Source organism: Brevibacterium sp. HMSC08F02 (assembly GCF_001807555.1).
GTDB classification, from domain to species: Bacteria; Actinomycetota; Actinomycetes; order Actinomycetales; family Brevibacteriaceae; genus Brevibacterium; species Brevibacterium ravenspurgense.
The window spans coordinates 136,207-155,789 of the sequence record NZ_KV789361.1; the positions used below are offsets into that span (position 1 = coordinate 136,207).

The 19,583-nt window shown below is 61.8% G+C and carries 14 protein-coding genes; 12 read left to right on the plus strand and 2 right to left on the minus strand.

Annotation, left to right across the window (positions count from 1 at the left end):
• Nucleotides 1-90 precede the first annotated feature (90 nt).
• On the plus strand, nt 91-2,235 hold the full coding sequence (gene uvrB / locus HMPREF3172_RS06900; RefSeq protein WP_070516413.1) for an excinuclease ABC subunit UvrB: 2,145 nt from the start codon (nt 91-93) through the stop codon (nt 2,233-2,235).
• A 186-nt stretch (nt 2,236-2,421) separates the two neighbouring features.
• Complete coding sequence (locus HMPREF3172_RS06905; RefSeq protein ID WP_070516414.1) at nt 2,422-3,408, plus strand: TerC family protein; 987 nt, start codon at nt 2,422-2,424, stop codon at nt 3,406-3,408.
• Between the two features lie 68 nt (nt 3,409-3,476).
• On the opposite strand, the gene HMPREF3172_RS06910 is transcribed toward HMPREF3172_RS06905, so the two are convergent.
• Nucleotides 3,477-3,770, minus strand: a complete 294-nt coding sequence (locus tag HMPREF3172_RS06910; RefSeq protein WP_061942957.1) for a YciI family protein — start codon at nt 3,768-3,770, stop codon at nt 3,477-3,479.
• A gap of 52 nt (nt 3,771-3,822) precedes the next feature.
• Here HMPREF3172_RS06910 and HMPREF3172_RS06915 point away from each other — a divergent pair, with 52 nt between their 5' ends.
• Genes HMPREF3172_RS06915 through secG form a run of 10 tightly spaced genes read left to right on the plus strand, consistent with a single transcriptional unit; the run spans nt 3,823 to nt 17,379 of the window.
• Nucleotides 3,823-6,351, plus strand: a complete 2,529-nt coding sequence (locus HMPREF3172_RS06915; protein WP_070516416.1) for a DEAD/DEAH box helicase — start codon at nt 3,823-3,825, stop codon at nt 6,349-6,351.
• Between the two features lie 3 nt (nt 6,352-6,354).
• Nucleotides 6,355-9,252 carry an excinuclease ABC subunit UvrA gene (uvrA, locus tag HMPREF3172_RS06920; protein WP_070516417.1) on the plus strand — a complete coding sequence of 966 codons (2,898 nt, stop codon included), beginning with the start codon at nt 6,355-6,357 and terminating at the stop codon, nt 9,250-9,252.
• Nucleotides 9,245-11,101: an excinuclease ABC subunit UvrC gene (gene uvrC / locus HMPREF3172_RS06925; RefSeq protein WP_070516419.1), complete on the plus strand. Its 1,857-nt coding sequence runs from the start codon at nt 9,245-9,247 to the stop codon at nt 11,099-11,101. Before uvrA ends, uvrC begins: the two co-directional genes overlap by 8 nt.
• A gap of 33 nt (nt 11,102-11,134) precedes the next feature.
• Nucleotides 11,135-12,007, plus strand: coding sequence for an RNase adapter RapZ (gene rapZ, locus HMPREF3172_RS06930; protein ID WP_070516421.1), 873 nt, complete (start codon nt 11,135-11,137; stop codon nt 12,005-12,007).
• 1 nt (nt 12,008) lies between these two features.
• Complete coding sequence (yvcK, locus tag HMPREF3172_RS06935) at nt 12,009-13,022, plus strand: gluconeogenesis factor YvcK family protein (protein WP_062021260.1); 1,014 nt, start codon at nt 12,009-12,011, stop codon at nt 13,020-13,022.
• Between the two features lie 16 nt (nt 13,023-13,038).
• On the plus strand, nt 13,039-14,022 hold the full coding sequence (whiA, locus tag HMPREF3172_RS06940; protein ID WP_019175071.1) for a DNA-binding protein WhiA: 984 nt from the start codon (nt 13,039-13,041) through the stop codon (nt 14,020-14,022).
• A gap of 48 nt (nt 14,023-14,070) precedes the next feature.
• Nucleotides 14,071-15,075 (plus strand): type I glyceraldehyde-3-phosphate dehydrogenase, encoded by a 1,005-nt coding sequence (gene gap, locus HMPREF3172_RS06945; protein WP_062021263.1) that lies wholly within the window; start codon nt 14,071-14,073, stop codon nt 15,073-15,075.
• 25 nt (nt 15,076-15,100) lie between these two features.
• Complete coding sequence (pgk, locus tag HMPREF3172_RS06950) at nt 15,101-16,321, plus strand: phosphoglycerate kinase (RefSeq protein ID WP_070516423.1); 1,221 nt, start codon at nt 15,101-15,103, stop codon at nt 16,319-16,321.
• A gap of 10 nt (nt 16,322-16,331) precedes the next feature.
• Entirely contained in the window at nt 16,332-17,123 is a 792-nt protein-coding gene (gene tpiA, locus HMPREF3172_RS06955) for a triose-phosphate isomerase (protein ID WP_070516425.1), read from the plus strand.
• Nucleotides 17,124-17,136: 13 nt separating this feature from the next.
• Nucleotides 17,137-17,379: a preprotein translocase subunit SecG gene (gene secG, locus HMPREF3172_RS06960; protein WP_082784752.1), complete on the plus strand. Its 243-nt coding sequence runs from the start codon at nt 17,137-17,139 to the stop codon at nt 17,377-17,379.
• Nucleotides 17,380-17,881: 502 nt separating this feature from the next.
• Here the strand turns inward: secG and HMPREF3172_RS06965 are convergent.
• The gene (locus tag HMPREF3172_RS06965) at nt 17,882-19,546 is read right to left on the minus strand and encodes an alanine/glycine:cation symporter family protein (RefSeq protein ID WP_256173277.1); all 1,665 of its coding nucleotides are present in this window, start codon (nt 19,544-19,546) and stop codon (nt 17,882-17,884) included.
• Nucleotides 19,547-19,583 lie beyond the last annotated feature (37 nt).

Genomic DNA, 19,583 nt, shown 5'->3' on the forward strand with positions numbered 1-19,583 from the left:
TGCCTCCTCAGTTTGGGGTTCACTCCAACTCTATGCGCTTTGGCCACTCCGGCGCTCGTGGAGTGCTGCCGTGCAGAGTAGCCTGGGAGCATGGCGCAGCAGTCTCTTCCCGTTCCCAAGATCGGTCACCGGCCGGAAGTCACCCGCTCGGTGGCCCCGTTCGAGGTCGTCAGCGAATACAAGCCGTCTGGCGATCAGCCCACGGCGATTGCCGAAATGGCCGAGCGGCTGCGGGCGGGCGAAAAAGACGTCGTGCTGATGGGTGCTACGGGTACGGGTAAGTCAGCGACAACAGCGTGGCTGATCGAAGAAGTGCAGCGGCCCACGCTCATCATGGCGCACAACAAAACCCTGGCCGCTCAGCTGGCCAATGAGTTCCGGCAGCTGCTGCCGAACAATGCAGTCGAATACTTTGTGTCCTACTACGACTACTACCAGCCGGAAGCCTATGTGCCGCAGACGGACACATTCATCGAAAAGGACTCGTCGATCAATGACGAGGTTGAGCGTCTGCGCCACTCCGCAACGAACGCACTGCTGACCCGCAGGGATGTCGTCGTCGTGTCAACGGTGTCCTGCATTTACGGTCTGGGAACCCCGGAAGAGTACGTGGACCGCATGGTGTCACTCGAAGTGGGTGAAGAGGTCGACCGTGATGCGCTGCTCAAACAGTTCGTCACAATGCAGTACACCCGCAACGACGTGGCATTCACCCGCGGTACGTTTCGCGTGCGCGGTGACACGGTCGAAATCATCCCGCAGTATGAAGAGCTCGCCATCCGCATTGAGTTCTTCGGCGACGAAATCGAAGCTCTCTACACCCTGCACCCGCTGACCGGCGAAATCATTCGCGAAGAAGAGGTCATCCACATCTTCCCGGCGTCGCACTATGTGGCCGGTGAAGACCGCATGGCTCGGGCAATTGCAGATATCGAGGCGGAACTGCAGGAGCGACTGGCCGAACTCGAGGGCCAGAACAAGCTGCTGGAAGCCCAGCGGCTGAAGATGCGCACCACCTACGACCTCGAAATGATGCAGTCGATGGGCTTCACGTCCGGGATTGAGAACTACTCGCGGCACATCGACGGTCGTGCGGCCGGCACCGCGCCGAACTGTCTGTTGGACTACTTCCCGGAGGACTTCCTGCTGGTAGTCGACGAATCGCACGTCACAATCCCGCAGATCGGCGGTATGTACGAAGGCGACATGTCGCGCAAGCGGACACTCGTTGAGCACGGCTTCCGTCTGCCGAGCGCCCTGGACAACAGGCCGCTGCGGTTCTCGGAGTTCCAGGATCGGATCGGCCAGACCGTCTACCTGTCGGCTACACCCGGTGACTATGAGCTCGAGCGCTCCAACGGCGTTGTCGAACAGATCATTCGCCCCACTGGCCTGGTGGACCCGAAGGTCATCGTCAAACCCACGCGCGGTCAGATTGACGACCTGCTGGATGAAATCAATCTGCGAGTGGAGCGCAATGAGCGTGTTCTCGTGACGACGCTGACGAAGAAGATGGCCGAAGACCTGACGGACTATCTTCTCAACCACAACGTGCGGGTTGAATACCTCCACTCGGATGTTGACACCCTCCGCCGTGTTGAGCTGCTGAGCGAACTGCGCTCCGGTGTTTTCGATGTGCTGGTCGGCATCAACCTGCTGCGTGAGGGTCTCGACCTGCCCGAAGTGTCGCTCGTGTCGATCCTCGATGCGGACAAGGAGGGATTCCTGCGATCCACCACCTCGCTCATTCAGACAATCGGGCGTGCAGCGCGAAACGTCAACGGCGAAGTGCACATGTACGCAGACACCCGCACGGAGTCCATGCAGCGCGCCATTGACGAAACCGAGCGCCGCCGCGAAAAGCAGATCGCGTTCAACAAAGAACACGGGATCGATCCGAAGCCGCTGGTCAAGAAGATCGCGGACATCACAGAACGGCTCAAGCGCGACAACGAAGACACCGCGGAGCTTCTCAACGACTTCGACTACGGCAAGGGCAAACGCGGCTACAACTCGGCCCAAACCGATGAGCAGCGCGCCCGTTCGTCCGGTCAGGAGACAGGGCAGCCAACATCGGTGCGCCCACCGACGACCGACCTGCCGGAGCTCATCGCTGAACTGACCGAACAGATGAACCAGGCGGCAGCCGACCTCCAGTTCGAACTCGCGGCACGTCTGCGCGACGAACTCCAGGAGCTCAAACGTGATCTGCGACAGATCCAGCGCGAAAGCTGAGCAGTCGGTCCTCGCTGTGCTCTAGACTGGATAGCTGGTGAAGGGGAGTATCCTCATGTGCTGATTCGTCAACACGAAACCGTCCGGCGGCCAGCCGGGTCGGGTTCCGGGTCAGCAGCGCGCAGCAGCGGCTGCGGCGCAGGAAAGACTTTCACGGACGTCATCGACCCCTAAGAAAGAACTCTCGTGCACCACGAATCAGCCAGCGGCCTTTCGCTGACCTTTGAATTCATCGTCCTCGGCGCACTCTGTGTGCTACTCCTGGCAGACCTGCTGCTCATCCTCAAACGCCCACACCGGCCTTCCAACCGCGAAGCCGGCCTGTGGGTTGGCTTCTACGTCGCACTCGCCCTGATCTTCGCGGGCGCGCTGTACCTCTTCGGCAATAAGCAGGCCAGCGGCGAGTTCCTCGCCGGATGGCTCATGGAGTATTCGCTGTCAATCGACAACGTCTTCGTGTTCATCATCGTGCTGTCTGCCTTCAAGGTGCCGCCCCGGTATCAGCAGGAAGTCCTCATGGTGGGCATCATCATTTCGCTGGTCTTCCGGGGCATCTTCATCCTCGCGGGCGTGTGGATCATCGAGAAGTTCATCTGGGTGTTCTTCATCTTCGGCGCGTTCCTTCTGTGGACCGCGTGGAAGCAGGCCACGGAGAAGGACGACGACGACGGCGGTGACAACATGCTCGTCCGCATGGTGAAGAAGCGGTTTCCGTTCACGGACGATTACCACGACAACAAGATCTTCGTGAAGATCGACGGCAAGCGGTTTGCCACACCGATGCTTCTGGTGTTCCTGGCCATCGGCACCACGGACATCATGTTCGCACTCGACTCGATCCCTGCGATTATGGCGGTCACCCGTTCGGCGTTCATCATCTTCACCGCAAACCTGTTAGCACTCATGGGTCTGCGCCAGCTGTACTTCCTGCTGGAGAACATGGCCGACAAACTGCAGTACCTCAAGTACGGAATCGCCGTCATCCTCGGCTACATCGGCTTCAAGCTCGTGTACACCGCGGCCCGCGAAACCTTCGCCCACCAGCTCCCGGAGATTCCGCTGGCAGTCTCACTCGGCGTCATCGTGGTCTCCATGACGGTTGCCGTCATCGCCAGCCTCGTCAAGCGCCGGCGCGACTACCGGCACTTCCGCAGCGAGCACCTCAGCAGCTGAGGTCAGCCGACCGAACAGCACAAAAAGGGCGGACGCATGTGCGTCCGCCCTTGTCGTTGAAGATCAGATCAGCGTGCCTGACCGAAACCTCCGATGACGATGTCCCATTCGTCGATCGTGGTCTCGGTGATGACCCGAGCTTCTGCGAAGGGATCGTTCGTCAGGAGGTCTTCGACATTGGCCTTGTCGTCAGCCTGGAATATCAGGAGGGCACCCGGCTGTTGAACATTGGCGAGAGGACCCGACGCCATGAGCATGCCGGCATCAGCCAGTTTGGCCAGCCACTCCCGGTGCGTGGGACGCACCTCCATTCGCGTCTGTTCATCGTCGCTGTAGCGATAGGTGACCGCATAGAAAGCCATGGCGTTCCTCTCATGGGGAATAATGGGTAGTTCCAGTCAGTCTAGTTCAGGAATGGGTAATCGCTTCGTGAGTGCACTTGAGCAGATACCGGAAGAATTCGCCTCTGCCGACACCGTGTACGAAGCATTCGAAGACTATGTGAGCGGTTTGGGCCTGAGCCTGTACGACGCTCAGCAGGAAGCGATACTCGCAGTTCTCGCCGGCGACAACACGATCGTCGCAACACCCACCGGCTCCGGAAAGTCGATGGTGGCCCTCGCCGCCGCCTACTGGGGTGTCAGCACCGGGGTGCGGGTCTACTACACCGCTCCGATCAAGGCTCTCGTATCGGAAAAGTTCTTTGACTTAAGCGAGCGCTTGGGTGCCGACAACGTCGGCATGGTCACCGGTGACAGTTCGGTCAACGCGGACGCTCCCGTCATCTGCGCCACGGCGGAGATCCTCGCCAACCAGGCGCTGCGTGAAGGCCCAATGCTGGACGTGGGAATCGTCATCATGGACGAATTCCACTACTTCGGCGATCCCCAGCGCGGCTGGGCGTGGCAGGTGCCGCTGCTGACGCTGCCGCAGTCGCAGTTCGTCCTCATGTCCGCAACCCTCGGCGACACTACCGCTATCGCCAAGGGCATGGAGGAGCTCACCGGACGGTCCACGTCCTATGTGACGGGTGCGCAGAGACCGGTGCCGCTGGAATTCAGCTACTCGGAAGAACCGCTGCAGGAAACCCTTCACGCCCTCGTCCGCCACGATCAGGCTCCCGTCTACGTTGTGTCGTTTTCCCAGCGGCAGGCAGCAGAGCTGGCCGGGTCGATTGTGAGCGCCAATCTCGCCACCCGCGATGAGCGCGAGGCGATCGCCGATGAGATTCGCGGCTTCGGCTTTCAGAAGGGCTTCGGAACGACGCTCAAGCGGCTTCTGCTGCACGGCATCGGCGTCCACCACGCCGGCATGCTGCCCAAATACCGACGCCTTGTTGAGCATCTCGCCGGCAAGGGGCTGCTCAAAGTCATTTCGGGCACGGACACGCTCGGCATCGGCATCAACGTGCCCATCCGAACAGTCCTGCTGACAGCGCTGACGAAGTTCGACGGTTCGAAGATGCGCCGGCTCACAGTCCGCGAATTCCAGCAGATCGCCGGCCGCGCCGGCCGTGCGGGCTTCGACACCGTGGGCTATGTCGTCGCGCAGGCTCCCGAACACGAAATCGAGAACAAGAAGGCAGCCGACAAAGCCGCCAACAGCAATAAGAAGCGCAAACCGGCTAAGAAGCAGCCGCCGGCGGGCTTCGTGGGCTGGTCACAGGATACTTTCGAGAACCTGCGCGACAGCGAAGTCGAAGAGCTCCGCTCGCGCATGAAGATCACGCACTCGACTGTCATCAACCTCGCCGCCCGCGGGGGAGATGTCGTGAAGACCGTGCGCGACTTCATTGCCTCGACTCACGAAACTCCGTCGCGCAAACTCGACATGCAGCTGCGCGCGCTGCGCATCGGCCGCGCATTGCTCAATGCGGACGTCCTCGTGCGCACAGAAGAGGACGGCAGGGTGCGCTTTGAACTCGCCGAGGACTTCGGTCCGCAGTTCGCACTCAACCAGCCGCTGTCGCCTTTCGCTTTGGCTGCCTTGGAGCTTTTTGACCCCGAAGCAGACGACTGGGCGGACAACGTCCTCAGCGTCATCGAGGCGACGACAGAAGTTCCGTACCACGTTCTGCGCGGACAGCTGGATCGGCTCAAGGGTGAAGAGATCCAGGCGCTCAAGTCTGAGGGTGTGCCCTATGACGAGCGCATGGCGATCATCGACGAAATGGAGTTGCCCCGCCCCAACGGGGATGTGCTGGATGAGGCCTTTGAGGCGTTCACGGAGCACGCGCCGTGGCTGCGCGAGATCGGCATTGAGCCAAAAGCCGTTGTGGCCGACATGATCAGCCAGGCCATGAACTTCTCGCAGTTCGTCATGTACTACAAGCTGGCTCGCGTTGAGGGCGGACTGCTGCGCTATCTGACGGATGTCTATCGCGCGCTCGTCCAGACAGTGCCGGAAGACCTTGTGACGGAACCGCTGCAGAACATCATCGACTGGCTGGGTGATCTCGTGCTGCGCGTTGATTCCTCCCTCGTGCAGGAATGGGAGGCTCTGCGCAGGGCCGGTGCTGAAGAGACCGATACCCTTCCCCTGGAGCACGCAGCCCGTAAGCTCACCGACGATGAGCGCGCTTTCACGATACTTGTCCGCAACGCCCTGTTCCACCGTGTGCTTCTGGCCGAGCGCGCCGCCTATCGGGCCCTGGGTGAGCTCGACGGCGAGGACGGATGGGACCACCGGCAGTGGGAGGATGCAATCGAAGCCTTCTACGACGAATACGGTGACCTCGGAGTCGGCGCCGATGCGCGTTCGGCTGATTTCGTGCACATCCGCCGTGACGGCAGAACCTGGATGGTCGACCAGATACTCGACGACCCTGAAGGCGACAGGGACTGGGCCATTCGCGCTCGAGTTGACCTTGATGCCTCGGATGATCTTGGAGAACCCGCGGTGACGATCATCGACGTTGCCCCGCGTTCAGAAATGGAGAGCTGATACATGACCGCATACGAATCCCAGATTCACCGGCCCGCCGGCGGGGGAGTGTCTCACCTCGACACGATCATCGTGCAGGGCGCCCGGGCACACAACCTCAAAAACATCGATGTCGAGGTGCCGCGGGACAGTCTCGTTGTGTTCTCCGGTCTTTCTGGCTCCGGCAAATCCTCACTCGCCTTCGACACGATCTTCGCCGAAGGTCAGCGTCGCTATGTCGAATCGCTGTCGTCTTATGCCCGCATGTTCTTAGGCCAGATGGACAAACCGGACGTCGACATGATCGAGGGGCTCTCCCCGGCGGTGTCGATCGACCAGAAGTCCACCTCGCGCAACCCGCGTTCGACAGTCGGCACCATCACCGAGGTCTATGACTTCATGCGACTTCTGTGGGCGCGCATCGGCGTTCCCCACTGCCCGCAGTGCGGTGAGGAGATATCCAGCCAAACACCCCAGCAGATCGTCGATCAGCTGCTGACCCTGCCGGAGCGCACCAAGTTCATCGTCATGGCACCGGTAGTCAGGCAGCGCAAGGGCGAGTTCGCCGAGTTGTTCCAACAGCTCCAGAGCCAGGGCTTTTCGCGCGTATGGGTTGACGGCGAACAGATCAGCCTGAGCGAGCCGCCCACGCTGAAGAAACAGTACAAGCACGACATTTCGGTGGTCGTCGATCGCCTCATTAGCAAGGACGGCATCCGCCAGCGGCTTACGGATTCGGTGGAAACCGCCCTGCGCACAGCAGACGGTCGCCTCGACGTTCTGCTTGTCGACTCAGACGAGATCCGCACGTTCTCCGAACACATGTCGTGCCCCAACGACCACCCGCTGACCACCGACACGATCGAGCCGCGCACCTTTTCGTTCAACTCGCCCTTCGGCGCCTGCCCCGTGTGCGACGGAATCGGAGTGCGCCTGCAGGTTGACGAGCACCTCGTCGTCCCGGATGACGAACTGACCCTCGCCGAGGGCGCCATCGCCGCATGGTCGCACGGTAAGTCGACCATGAAGTACTTCAACCGCCTGCTCAAAGGCCTGGGCGACGAAATCGGCTTCGATCTGAAGACCCCGTGGAAAGATCTGCCGAAGAAGGTCCGCACCGCGATTCTTAAGGGCAAGGACTACAAAGTCCACGTCAAGTACCGCAACCGCTTCGGCCGCGAGCGCACCTACTCGACCGGTTTCGAAGGTGTTTTCAACTACATTCTGCGCAAGCACGGCGAAACCGAATCAGACACCGCCCGTGACCGCTACGAGGCGTACATGCGCGAAGTACCCTGCGCGTCCTGTGACGGAACCCGCCTGAAGCCGGAGGCGCTTGCCGTCACGGTGGCTGACACCTCGATTGCGGATGTCAGCCGGATGGCGATTGATCAGGCGGCAGAGTTCCTCGGCGGCCTCGAACTGAGCGCACGTGACGCACGTATTGCTGATCAGGTGATGAAAGAGATTCGGGCGCGTCTGCAGTTCCTGCTGGACGTTGGCCTGGAATACCTGTCACTCGACCGGGCCGCTGGGACGCTGTCCGGCGGTGAGGCACAGCGGATCCGGCTTGCCACGCAGATCGGCTCCGGACTGGTCGGCGTTCTGTACGTTCTCGACGAACCGTCCATCGGCCTGCACCAGCGGGACAACCGTCGGCTCATCGACACCCTCATCAAGCTGCGGGACCTCGGCAACACCCTCATCGTCGTCGAACACGACGAAGAGACGATCGATGCGGCCGACTGGATTGTCGATATCGGCCCGGGGGCTGGTGAACACGGTGGTCAGGTTGTCTACTCCGGGCCCGTTAAGGGTCTGCCAGAGGCAGACGGTTCGGCAACCGGTGATTACCTTGCCGGACGTAAGAAGATCGGCGTGCCTGATGTGCGCAGGCCGGTCGACCGCAAGCGGATGCTCGGTGTCGAGCGGGCTCGGGCGAACAACCTCAAGGACATTTCGGTCAAGTTCCCGCTGTCAGTTCTCACCGCCGTCACGGGTGTGTCCGGTTCCGGCAAGTCGACGCTGGTCAACGACATCCTGTACAGCGAGCTGGCCAACAAGCTCAACAACGCCAAGCGCGTACCCGGCCTGCATAAGCGGGTGACGGGTGTTGAAGAGCTCGACAAGGTCATCCACGTCGACCAGTCGCCCATTGGCCGCACACCCAGGTCGAATCCGGCCACCTACACGGGTGTTTTCGACCACGTGCGCCGGCTGTTCGCAGAGACTGAGACGGCACGCATGCGCGGCTATCAGCCGGGCCGCTTCTCCTTCAACGTCAAGGGCGGTCGCTGCGAGAACTGCTCCGGTGACGGCACCATCAAGATCGAAATGAACTTCCTGCCGGACGTCTACGTGCCCTGTGAAGTGTGCGGGGGAGCGCGGTACAACCGCGAAACTCTCGAAGTGAAGTTCAAGGGCAAGTCGATTGCCGAGGTACTCGACATGCCGATCGAAGAGGCTGCCGAATTCTTCGAAGCGGTTCCGGCAATTTCGCGTCACCTCAACACGCTCGTCAAGGTGGGCTTGGGCTATGTGCGCCTGGGCCAGCCGGCAACCACGCTGTCCGGCGGTGAGGCCCAGCGCGTCAAGCTCGCAGCTGAACTGCAGAAGCGCACGCGCGGTCGCGCCGTCTATGTGCTCGATGAACCGACCACGGGCCTGCACTTTGAGGACATCCGCAAGCTGCTGCTGGTGCTGCAGGGGCTGGTCGACAAGGGCAACACGGTCATCGTCATCGAGCACAATCTCGACGTGATCGCCGCGAGCGACTACATCATCGACATGGGCCCCGAAGGCGGCCGAGGTGGCGGCACGGTTGTCGCTGCCGGCACACCTGAGGAAGTGGCTCAGGTTGAGGCAAGCCACACCGGGCGCTACCTGGCTGCCATGCCGGAGATCGCGAGCCGCATTGGCTGATCCGAGTCAGTATCGGCCGAAACCGGGTGAGATCCCCACGCTTCCGGGGGTCTACCGATTTCGCGATGACGAACGGCGGATCATCTACGTCGGCAAGGCGAAGAATCTGCGCAATCGGCTGAACTCCTATTTCGCCAATCCCGCGGGCCTGCACCCGCGGACTTTCACTATGGTCCACACGGCTTCGTCCGTTGAGTGGACGATCGTGGAAAGCGAAGTCGAGGCGCTGCGCCTGGAATGGACGTGGATCAACGAATTCAAGCCGCGGTTCAACGTAATGTTCCGCGACGACAAGTCTTACCCTTACCTGGCGGTCACTGTGAAGGACCGGTACCCGCGGGTTTTCGTCACTCGCGGCAAACGCCGCAAGGGTGTCAAGTACTTCGGCCCGTTCACTGCCGTGTGGGCGATCCGCGAATCGCTGGATCTGCTGCTGAAGGCATTCCCCGTTCGCACGTGCGCAAAAACAGTTTTTGACCGTGCCGCGCGCTCGGGCAGACCGTGCCTGTTGGGCTACATCGACAAGTGCTCCGCTCCGTGTGTTGACCGGATTACCCCAGAGGCGCATCGGGAGCTTGTCGACGGTGTTACAGAGTTCATGTCCGGCAGCACCGGGAAGATCATTTCGACGCGCAAGCGGGCAATGAAAGAGGCCGCCGGCGAACTCGACTTCGAAAGAGCCGCGCAGCTGCGTGACGAAATCGAGGCTTTAGAAAAAATCGTCGACAAATCCTCCGTCATGCTGTCGCAGAACGTCGACACCGACATCTTCGGACTGACGGTCGAAGAACTCGAAGCATCAGTCCAGGTGTTCCACGTCCGCGGCGGCCGAATCCGCGGTCAGCGCGGGTGGATCATCGAACGCATGCAGGACCTCACTGCAGCCCAGCTGACAAGTGACTACCTGCGGCAGGCATACCTGGACGTCGAAGCCGATGCCATTCCGAAGGAAATCCTCGTCGATACCCTTCCGGAAGACCACACGGTGCTGGAAGACTGGCTCGGCGAAACGCGCGGTTCGAAGGTGACGATCAGGGTTCCCGAACGCGGGGAGAAGGCCGCAGCGCTCACAACCGTCATTGCCAACGCCGAGCAGGCGCTTGAACTGCACAAGAAACGGCGGTCGTCAGACCTGACAACGCGCAGCCAGGCGCTCAATGAAATCCAAGAGAATCTGGGATTGGAAGAAGCTCCCCTGCGCATTGAGTGCATCGACAACTCGCACTTCCACGGTGAGGACGTCGTCGGTTCACTCGTGGTGTTCGAAGACGGCCTGCCGGTCAAGCGGGACTACCGCAGGTTCTCGGTGACAGGGGACGCGGCCCGGGACGACACCTCGGCAATGTACGACGTCGTGTCCCGCAGATTCAGCCGGTACCTGGAATCCCTGGCCAGTGAAGACGAGGATCCCAAGTTCGGCTACCGACCCTCGCTGCTCGTGGTCGACGGCGCCCTGCCGCAGGTGTCGGCTGCCAGACGAGCACTCGATGACCTTGGTTTGGTCGACATTACAGTCGTCGGCCTGGCCAAGCGGCTCGAAGAGGTATGGGTGTCGTGGGATGACTTCCCCGTCATCTTCCCGCGCAACTCGGAAGGCCTGTTCATGCTGCAGCGCATCCGCGACGAAGCGCACCGCTTCGCCATCACCTTCCAGCGCAGCAAACGAAAGATCACCGCCTCGGCACTCGACACCGTCGAAGGCCTTGGTGCCGCCAAACGCACTGCTCTTCTTGACCACTTCGGCTCCGTCACGAAGATCAAAAAGGCCAGCGTCGAAGAGCTGACCGAAGTCAAGGGGATCGGCCCCGCTTTGGCCAAGCGCATTGTGGCCGCGTTCAGAAAAGACTGAAAGAATCAGGCGGGGAAGCAATAAGGAGAACGCATGACCACCAATCAGCGTGACACTGTGCTCGTCGTGACGGGCATGTCCGGTGCCGGACGTTCAACCGCGGCGAAGGCCCTCGAAGACATGGGCTGGTACGTTGTGGACAATCTGCCGCCGCAGATGATCAACGGTCTTGTCGACCTTGTAAGCCGAGTCGACGGCGACGCCCCGAAGGTCGCGGTCGTTGCCGATGTCCGAGGGCGCGGCATGTTCACAACGCTCAAAGACACGCTGCGTAACCTGCATGGCCCCGAGGGCATTCGCATTCTCTATCTTGACGCCAACGACGACGCGCTTGTCCGCCGCTACGAGTCTGTCCGCCGCCCTCACCCGCTGCAGGGGGACGGCACGATTGTCGACGGGCTCCAAGCTGAACGCCAGGAACTCGAACCCGTGCGCTCCAGCGCTGATGTCATTGTCGACACCTCAGACCTCAACGTTCACCAGCTGAGCGATGAAATCCGCCGTCTGTTCGACAAGGACGGGTCATCTGCTCTGCGCTTGACCGTTATGAGCTTCGGATTCAAATACGGCACACCGAAAGACGCCGACTATGTTGCCGATGTGCGCTTCCTGCCGAACCCCTTCTGGGTTCCCGAACTCAAAGCGCTGCGCGGAACAGATGAGCCGGTTGCCGAATACGTGCTCACGCAGCCTCGCGCCCAAGACTTCATTGACCGCTACGTGTCGGCCTTGGAAATCGTCATCGACGGCTATTTGGCCGACCACCGTCCCTACGCGACGATCGCCATTGGATGCACCGGCGGCAAACACCGCTCGGTAGCTGTCGCTGAGGCGGTTCATCGCCGGTTAGCGGAACTGACGAACGCGTCCGCCACTCTGCGCCACCGCGACCTGGGGAAGGAATGACATGGAACCCCCGGTTACAACAGCGGAGCTTCCGCTGTATCTGAAGCATCCCGCCAAGCGCTCCGGCCCGAAGGTCGTGTCTTTCGGCGGCGGTCACGGCCTGTACGCAGCCCTGCGGGCTTTTCGCCTGCTGACGGAGGACCTCGTTGCAGTTGTCACAGTCGCTGACGACGGTGGTTCCTCCGGACGTCTGCGTCAGGAGTTCGGCGGTCTGCCGCCGGGGGACCTGCGCATGGCTCTGGCCGCTCTGACGGATGACAGCGAATGGGGCCGCATCTGGCGCGACGTCATTCAGCACCGCTTCGCTTCCACGGGTCCCCTCGACGGCCACTCGGTGGGCAATCTTCTCATCAGCGCCCTGTGGCAGATCCATGGGGACGAAGTCGACGGCCTCGACTGGGTGGCCCGCCTGCTGCGCGCTCACGGCCGAGTTCTGCCCATGTCGTCGCTGCCGCTGACGATCGAAGCCGATGTCGCCGACAGCCATGGCTCAGTCGGTGTTATTCGCGGGCAGTCTCAGATTGCCTCGAGTCAGGGGACCGTGTCTCAAGTGCGGCTCGATCCCGCCGCGCCGCCGGCGCGGTCGGAGACAATTGCCGAGGTGGAACAGGCCGATGTTCTCAACCTCGGCCCCGGATCGTGGTACACCTCGGTCATGCCGCACCTGTTGGTGCCGGAACTGGCCAAGGCGATCTGCACCTCGTCAGCTGTGAAGTCGCTCACCCTCAACCTGCCGGGAGCATCAGCAGAAACCCGGGGGCTGAGTCTGACTGACCACCTGGAATCGCTGAAAGAGCACGCGCCGGGATTGCACTTCGACTACATTCTGGTCGACGAAACAGCAGCCGCGGAGGAAAAAGGTCTGCGAGAGGCAGCGGAAAAGCTCTTTTCGGCAACGCTGTGGGAGCGTCCACTGGCCGCGCGTATCCGCGGCCAGCACGACACGCTGAAGCTGGCTGCCTGCTATCGCGATATGTTTGTCAACGCCGGTCTGAAGACCGATGAACAGTGGTGACTGAGGAAGGAACCCCATGTCCCTGACCGCAAAGGTCAAAGACGAACTCACCCGGGTGGAAGAACGCCGTTCGCCCGCCCGCAAAGCTGAGGTCGCGTCGACGCTGCGCTTCGCGTCGGCTCTGCACATTGTGGCCGGTTCAATCGTCATCGAAGCTGAACTCGACACTGCGGCGGCAGCCCGCCGCCTGTACGGCGAAATCGCAACCCTCTACGGTGCATCGCCCGAAGTCGCCGTCATGGGAGCCTCGGGCCTGAACAAGCGCGAACGCTACATCGTGCGCGTCACCGCCGAAGGGCCGGCACTGGCCCGCCAGACGGGCCTGATCGACAACCGCGGCCGCCCAGTCCGGGGCCTGCCGCCGGCCGTTGTCAACGGTTCCATCAACGATTCGAAGGCCGCATGGCGAGGTGCGTTCCTCGCTCACGGTTCGCTCACCGAACCGGGCCGGTCATCAGCTCTCGAAGTCACGTGCCCCGGACCGGAAGCGGCACTGGCCCTCGTCGGTGCTGCTCGCCGCCTGGGCATCATCGCGAAGGCCCGCGAAGTCCGCGGAGTCGACCGGGTGGTCATCCGTGACGGTGAAGCAATCGGCGAACTTCTTGAAGCCATGGGCGCGACCGAGGTGCGCAAAGAGTGGGAAGAAGGTCGCCAGCGCCGTGAAGTCCGCGCCACCGCCAACCGCCTGGCGAACTTCGACGATGCCAACCTGCGCCGCAGCGCCCGTGCCGCTGTCGCAGCCGGCGCCCGCGTTGAGCGAGCACTCGAGATTCTCGGTGACGATGTTCCCGATCACCTCCGCTACGCTGGGAAGCTGAGGCTCAAGCACAAGCAGGCCTCGCTGGAAGAGCTCGGCCAGCTGGCCGATCCGCCCATGACAAAAGACGCCATTGCCGGCCGTGTTCGCAGGCTGCTGGCCACCGCGGACAAAAAGGCTGAAGAAATGGGCGTTCCCGACACGAAGGCCAGCCTCACCCCCGAAATGCTCGACGACGTCTGACCACCACCTCGTACTCACGGAACCCTGCACACGCGAAAGGCAGACACCATGACAGTCCGCATCGGAATCAACGGGTTCGGCCGCATCGGCCGTTCCGTCCTGCGCCAGATCCTCGCCGGGAACACTTCGCTCGAAGTGGTTGCCGTCAACGACCTCACCGACAACGCAAGCCTCGCCCACCTGTTCCGCTACGACACCGTGTGGGGCCGCTTCGGCGGCACCGTAGAACACACCGACGACGCACTCATCATCGATGGCAAGACGATCCACGCCAGCGCCCACAAAGACCCGTCTGACATCCCGTGGGGTGAGCTCGGCGTCGACATCGTCATCGAAGCGACCGGCAAGTTCCGCAAGCGCGACCAGGCCCAGAAGCACATCGACGGAGGTGCTAAGAAGGTTCTTCTGTCAGCTCCGGGCAAAAAAGACGACGGCATGTTCGTCATGGGCGTCAACCACGAAGACTTCGACCCGCAGAAGCACCACGTGTTCTCGAATGCGTCATGCACCACCAACTGCTTGGCTCCGCTGGCGAAGGTCCTGCACGAAGAGTTCGGCATCGAATCCGGCATCATGACCACGATCCACGCCTACACGGGTGGTCAGGCTCTCGTCGACGGGCCGCACAAGGACCTGCGCCGTGCACGTGCTGCCGCTGTCAACATCGTGCCGACAACCACCGGTGCTGCAAATGCCGTCGGCAAGGTTCTGCCTGAACTCGAAGGCAAGCTGGACGGCTTCGCAGTCCGCGTGCCGGTCGTCACGGGATCGCTTGTCGACCTGACGTTCCTCCCCAGCAAGGCCGCCACGGTCGAAGAAGTCAACGCAGCGGTGAAGAAGGCCGCCGAGGGCCCGCTGAAGGGAATTCTCGGGTATACGGAAGACCCGATCGTGTCCTCGGACATCGTGATGGAAGACCGCTCCTCGATCTTCGATGCTCAGCTCACCCGCAAAGTCGGCGACCAGATCAAGGTCGTTTCCTGGTACGACAACGAGTGGGGCTACTCCGAGCGCCTGGTCGATCTGACAAACTACGTAGCCGAACGCCTCTGAACAACGGCACTGAGAAAAGGACACTATGCAGACTCTCACCAATCCGAGCGACTTCGCCGGCAAGCGCGTCATCGTTCGTTCTGACCTCAACGTGCCGATGGACGGCGACACCATCACCGACCCCGGCCGAATCGAGGCCTCCGCTCCGACCATCGCCTCGTTGGCCGAAGCGGGTGCTCGCGTCATCGTCATTGCGCACCTGGGCCGTCCAAAGGGCGAACCGAACCCCGAGTTCAGCCTTGGTCCCGTAGCCCCGGCACTGGCTGAGGCCATCGGCCGTCCGGTGCAGTTCGCCACGGACACCGTGGGTGAAGACGCAGCAGCCCGCGCTGGCGCGCTGGCCGACGGCGAAGTCCTGCTGTTGGAGAACCTGCGCTTCAACCCGGGCGAAACATCGAAGGACGATGCCGAACGCGGCGCCTTCGCGGACCAGCTGGCAGCCCTGGGGGAGGCCTTCGTCTCTGACGGTTTCGGTGTTGTTCACCGCAAGCAGGCCAGCGTCTTCGACCTTCCTGCACGCCTTCCGCACTTCGCGGGCGGTCTCGTCGCCGCTGAAGTCGAAGTGAGCGAACGCCTGCTGCACGATCCCAAGCGCCCGTACGCGGTTGTCCTCGGCGGTTCGAAGGTGTCGGACAAGCTCGGCGTCATCGATTCGCTCATCGATCGCGCTGATTCGCTGCTGATCGGTGGCGGTATGGTCTTCACCTTCCTCAAAGCCCAGGGCTTCGAGGTCGGGTCTTCGCTGCTGGAAGAGGACCAGATCGACACTGTCAAGGGCTACCTCGAAAAGGCCGAAAAGGCCGGTGTTGACATCGTGCTGCCCACCGACATCGTCATGGCGGAAAAGTTCGGTGCGGACGCGCAGCATTGGGTTGCACCGGTTGACGCGCTCGAGGACACCCCGGCCGGTGCGGATGCTCTTGGCCTCGACATCGGGCCTGAATCCGCGGCGCACTTCGCTGAGATCATCAAGCAGGCCAAGACGGTCTTCTGGAACGGTCCCATGGGAGTCTTCGAAATCCCTGCTTTCGCAGCCGGCACCAAGGCGGTAGCCGAGGCGCTGACCACCGCCCACGGTTCCGAGGCCGATGGCCGGCTCACAGTTGTCGGCGGGGGAGACTCCGCCGCGGCGGTGCGCTCTCTCGGCTTCTCTGATGACGACTTCGGCCACATCTCGACCGGCGGCGGTGCGAGCCTCGAATACCTCGAAGGCAAAGAACTGCCCGGACTGACAGCACTCAACTGAAAGCACAGCAATGACCCGCAAACCACTCCTGGCCGGCAACTGGAAGATGAACAACGATCATCTCGAGGCGATCGCCTCGGTCCAGAAGCTGGCATGGTCGCTGCGCGACGCGCGCTTCGACGGCTCGACCGCTGACATCGCAGTGATCCCACCGTTCACCGATATCCGTTCGGTGCAGACACTCGTCCAGGCCGACAAGGTTCCAGTGTCTTACGGGGCACAGGACCTCTCAGTTCACGACGAAGGCGCCTACACCGGCGAAATCAGCGGTCGTTTCCTCAGCCAGCTGGGCTGCGAGTACGTTGTCGTCGGCCACTCCGAGCGCCGTGCACACCACGGTGAGGACGACGCGCTCGTCGGTCAGAAGGTTCGCGCCGCGCGGCGCCACGGGCTTACGCCGATTCTCTGTGTGGGCGAACCGCAGGAAGTCCGTGCAGAGGGAAGCCACATCGAGTACACCCTGTCGCAGGTAACTGGGGCGCTTGAAGGACAGTCTGCGGACGACTTTGAAGGACTCGTCATCGCTTATGAACCCGTGTGGGCTATCGGCACTGGCGAAACCGCGACGGCTGAGGACGCCGGCACGATGGCTACGGCCGTCCGCGGGCTCTTGAGTGATTCCTACGGGGATGCATTCGCGCAGTCGGTGCGCATTCTGTACGGCGGTTCCGTCAACCAGGACAATGTCGGCGACATCATGCGCCAGGCTGATGTCGATGGTGCCCTTGTCGGAGGAGCGAGCCTCGATCCGACAGGTTTCGCCACGCTGTGCCTGAGCGCTGTACGAGCTTCGGCTGACTGATAGGATATCCGGCGTGACTATTCTGACGTGGATTCTGACAGGCGTACTCGTGCTCTCGAGCTTCATTCTTGTGCTGTTCATTCTTCTGCACAAAGGCAAGGGCGGCGGCATGTCCGACATGTTCGGCGGCGGCATGAGCGCCAACCTTGGTGCGTCCGGTGTCGCTGAAGGCAACCTCAACAGGTTCACCGCGCTCACCGCGATCGTGTGGGTTGCCGCTATTGTTCTTCTGGGACTTATCGTCCGTTTCCAGTAAGAGGGCTGATCTCTGAAGCGCCGCTGCCCGTGTGGCAGCGGCGCTTTTGTGCTGTCCGGAGGCTTTCTGCTCGGGCGTAGGTCCGAGGTGCCGACCCGGCTGGGGGCAGAACATACCTCGGCACTGGAGCTCCGCCTCGTGAGTATCTCGCACATGATGAGGCAGCTGTTACCGGCATCCCGCCTCGGCAGCGTCCCGCAACAGCGGCCACCGCGGTTGGTACAGGCACCAAATCTGCACGTTACTCCCGACAGTGGTCACCCACGCTTTAGCAACAGAAACTCCCGTCAGCAGTTGTTGCTAAGGCGCAGATTCCGGCTGCCGGGAGTTTCTGCGCGGCTAAGGGGTGGATCTGCTGCCGATGGGTGGATTCCAGGTGAGGGGAATGGCGCGGAAGGCGCACGTAGGAAGTTTTGACGAACGACTGAGGGCCCCGCAGCACATGGCTACGGGGCCCTCAGTCGTTCAGGCGGAAAGCTCCGCCGTGCGTTTCAAGCTGTTGTTACAGCTTGGTGTGCTTGTCTTCGCGTCCTTCGCGACGATCAGCAGTGATCTTGCGGAATGCCTTGCGGACACGCGACTGTTCTTCGCGTTCTGCCTTCAGACGAGCGTATTCCTCGTCGATCTGCTGCTGTGTCGGTTCGTGGTCGCGGAGACCCACCTGCAGGTCTTCCGGGATCTCGTCGAGGGTGCCGGCCTTGACGCGGGCTCGGTAGACCCAGATTTCCTTCTTAGCCCTGCGTGCCAGGAAGTAGATGCCCAGGAGGTTCGGGAAGGCCATGATGAACAGCGTGGCGTCGGAAATGCCGACAACGCTTTCCAGGGTCATAGCCGAACCGATGACGACTGCGAGGATCCACACGATGTGGAAGGCGAGGACGGCAGCACGGCTCTTCTTGGTGAGGAACCCGATCGCAACCTCGCCGTAGTAGGCGTAGGACAGCACTGTCGAAAACCCGAACAGAACGGCAGCAACGGTGACGAAGATCGGGAACCACGAGGTGACAGTGGCGAATGCCTCGGTGGTCAGGACGATGCCGTCGCCGCTGGCGTCACCCTGGTAGACACCGGTGACGGTGATGGCCAGACCGGTCAGGGTGCAGATGACGACGGAGTCGACGAACGGCTCCCACAGGGCGGTGAAGCCCTCAGTTGCGGGGTGGCGAGTCTTGACTGCTGCGTGGGCCATACCTGCGGTACCAACACCACCGACGTTCGAGAACAGAGCTCGCTGAATACCGACGATTGCGACACCCACGATACCGCCGGTCACACCTTCACCCGTGAATGCGCCGGTGAAGATGGCGCCGACAGCGCCCGGCAGGTGCTGCACGTTGATGACGAGGATGATGAGGACACATGCTACGTACATGACACCCATGAGCGGGGTGATAGCCGAAGTCCACTGTGCGATGCGGCTGATGCCGCCGAGGATCACAATACCGGCGAGGATCGCCATGATGAGGCCGATGATCCACAGGCGACCGGCGAAGAACGATTCCTCGCCGCCGGTGGCGTTCTGTACGAGCATGGCGACCTGGTTGGCCTGGAACAGGTTGCCTGCGCCGAACACGCCGACGAGGGTTGCGATGGCGTAGAAGTAGCCGAGGAAGGAACCGAAGCCGGGCATGCCCTTTTCGCGCAGACCGTTGCGCAGGTAGTACATGGGGCCGCCGATGACTTCGCCCTTGTCATCGACTTCGCGGTATTTAACACCAAGGGTTGCTTCGACCATCTTCATAGTCATGGCGAGGAAGCCGAAGATGATGATCCACAGGACAGCGCCCGGACCGCCGATCGTAATGGCGACAGCCACACCGGCAATGTTGCCGAGCCCTACCGTACCGGAGAGTTCGGTGGCAAGAGCCTGGAACGATGACACCTGGCCGGGGTCCGTCTTTCGGGTCAGGCGGCCCTGAACCACCTTGTAGGAGTACTTCAGGCCGGTGAACGGCTGGAACCGGAAGTAGACGGTCAGGAAGATAGCGCCGGCCATAAGCCAGACGACGATGAGCGGAATCTCGACGCCGCCGACACTCGGCGCGTAGAAGACCACCTTGTTGAGCCAGTCTGAGAACGGTCCCAGAATGCTCTGAATGGTCGCGTCGACGGACTCGAGTGACGAGCCCTCTTGTGCCAGGAAATCTGGTCGTGAGCCAGAGATCATAATCTCTCCGAAGTTCGGGTACATGGTCTCAGCTGTG

What these genes read in the sequence shown, in the direction of transcription:
- uvrA (WP_070516417.1), top strand. Translation starts at nt 6,355, where the DNA reads ATGACCGCATACGAATCCCAGATTCACCGGCCCGCCGGCGGGGGAGTG.
- HMPREF3172_RS06965 (WP_256173277.1), bottom strand. Translation starts at nt 19,546, where the DNA reads ATGATCTCTGGCTCACGACCAGATTTCCTGGCACAAGAGGGCTCGTCA.
- gap (WP_062021263.1), top strand. Translation starts at nt 14,071, where the DNA reads ATGACAGTCCGCATCGGAATCAACGGGTTCGGCCGCATCGGCCGTTCC.
- rapZ (WP_070516421.1), top strand. Translation starts at nt 11,135, where the DNA reads ATGACCACCAATCAGCGTGACACTGTGCTCGTCGTGACGGGCATGTCC.
- pgk (WP_070516423.1), top strand. Translation starts at nt 15,101, where the DNA reads ATGCAGACTCTCACCAATCCGAGCGACTTCGCCGGCAAGCGCGTCATC.
- yvcK (WP_062021260.1), top strand. Translation starts at nt 12,009, where the DNA reads ATGGAACCCCCGGTTACAACAGCGGAGCTTCCGCTGTATCTGAAGCAT.
- tpiA (WP_070516425.1), top strand. Translation starts at nt 16,332, where the DNA reads ATGACCCGCAAACCACTCCTGGCCGGCAACTGGAAGATGAACAACGAT.
- HMPREF3172_RS06915 (WP_070516416.1), top strand. Translation starts at nt 3,823, where the DNA reads ATGGGTAATCGCTTCGTGAGTGCACTTGAGCAGATACCGGAAGAATTC.
- HMPREF3172_RS06910 (WP_061942957.1), bottom strand. Translation starts at nt 3,770, where the DNA reads ATGGCTTTCTATGCGGTCACCTATCGCTACAGCGACGATGAACAGACG.
- uvrB (WP_070516413.1), top strand. Translation starts at nt 91, where the DNA reads ATGGCGCAGCAGTCTCTTCCCGTTCCCAAGATCGGTCACCGGCCGGAA.
- whiA (WP_019175071.1), top strand. Translation starts at nt 13,039, where the DNA reads ATGTCCCTGACCGCAAAGGTCAAAGACGAACTCACCCGGGTGGAAGAA.